Raw genomic sequence first — 1,674 nt, forward strand, 5'->3', positions numbered from 1 at the left:
CGGGGGTGTCGGGCCAGGCCCTGGCCCAGGCCTATGACGTCCTGATCCGCGGCGGCACGGTCTATGACGGGACTGGCGCAGCCGGCGTCGTCACCGACCTGGCCATCGAAGGCGACCGCATCGTCCTGGTGGGCCAGGCGCCGGAGGGAGCCACCGCCCGCCAGGTCATCGACGCGACCGGCATGATCGTCTCCCCCGGCTTCATCGACCCCCACTCCCACGCAGCGCCAGAGATCGAGACCCCTGAACTGGCCGCCGCCGTCCCCATCCTCCACCAGGGGATCACCACGGTGTTCATCAATCCGGACGGCGGCGGGCCGGCGGATCTGAAGCCGCAGATCGAGGCGATCCAGGCCCTGACGCCAGGCGTCAATGTGGCCCCCATGATCGGCCACAATGGCGTCCGCCGGGCGGTGATGAACTTCGACAACCGCAAGCCCACCGCGGCCGAGCTGGCCCGGATGGAGGCCTTGGTCCGGGAGGCCATGGAGCTGGGCGCCTATGGCTTCTCCAGCGGACCCTTCTATGTGCCGGGCAAGTATTCCGACACCGACGAGATCGCGGCCCTCGCCAAGGTGGCGGCGGCGTTTCCGCACGCCTTCCACACCAGCCATATCCGCGACGAGTCGAGCTATGACGTCGGCGTGCTGGCCAGCGTCGCCGAGGTGATTGAGGTCACCCGTCGGACGGGCATCATCGGCATCGTCACCCATATGAAGATGCTGGGTCCCTCGGTGTGGGGCCTGTCGGACGACGCGGTTCGCATGATCGACGAGGCGCGGGCGCAGGGCCTGCCCATCTGGGCCGATCAGTACCCCTACGCCGCCTCCAGCACCGGCCTGTCGGCGGCCCTGGTTCCGGGCTGGGCGCAGGAGGGGGGCCGCGAGGCCCTGGCCGCGCGGTTGCAGAACCCCGAGCAGCGGGGGCTGATCCGCAAGGAGATGGCCGAGAATCTGGAGCGGCGGGCCGGGGCCAACGCCATCATGATCTCCAGCTATGGCGCCGATCGCAGCCTGGAGGGCCTGCGCCTGGACGAGATCGCCCGGCGCAATCTGCAGGACCCCCTGGACACCGCCATCGACCTCCTGATCAAGGGCAATGCGGGCATCGTCTCGTTCAACATGAACGAGAAGGATGTGGAACTGCTCATGCGCCAGCCCTGGATGATGACCTCCAGCGACGGCGCCCTGCCCAGGTTCGGAGACGGGGCGGAGCATCCCCGGGCCTATGGCGCCTTTCCCCGCAAGCTGCGCCGCTACGTGATTGAGCGGGAGGTCATCGACTGGGCCCAGGCCATCCACTCCTCCACGGGGCTCAGCGCCGAGGTTCTGGCGATTCCCGACCGGGGCGTGCTGCGCGAGGGCGCCTTCGCCGACGTGCTGGTGATCGATCCCGAGACCATCCGCGACGTGGCCACCTATCAGGAGCCCCACGCCTATTCCGAGGGCATGGTCCACGTCTTCGTCAATGGAAAGCCCGCCATCACCGACCGGACGGTCACCGACCAGCGCCACGGTCGCGTCCTGCTGCGGGAGCGATGAGCCGGCGCTCAGGAGATTTCCCGGACGGCGACGGAAGTTTCGTGCTGGTGCGTTAGAGGGACATGGCGTCGCCCAGGCGGCGCGGATCCCAGCACCAGGACACTTTGTTTTGCGTCTTCTCCTCCCCGTTCTC

At 68.4% G+C, this 1,674-nt stretch carries 1 protein-coding gene; it reads left to right on the forward strand.

Annotated features, from left to right (window positions below; all coding sequences use genetic code 11):
• Positions 1-1,541, forward strand: a 1,541-nt coding sequence (locus V7D28_RS15250) for an N-acyl-D-amino-acid deacylase family protein (protein WP_333588230.1), incomplete at its 5' end; no start/stop codon positions are given.
• Between the last annotated feature and the right edge of the window lie 133 nt (positions 1,542-1,674).

Origin of the sequence: Phenylobacterium sp. (genome assembly GCF_036723115.1) — a bacterium.
Classification (GTDB): Bacteria; Pseudomonadota; Alphaproteobacteria; order Caulobacterales; family Caulobacteraceae; genus Phenylobacterium.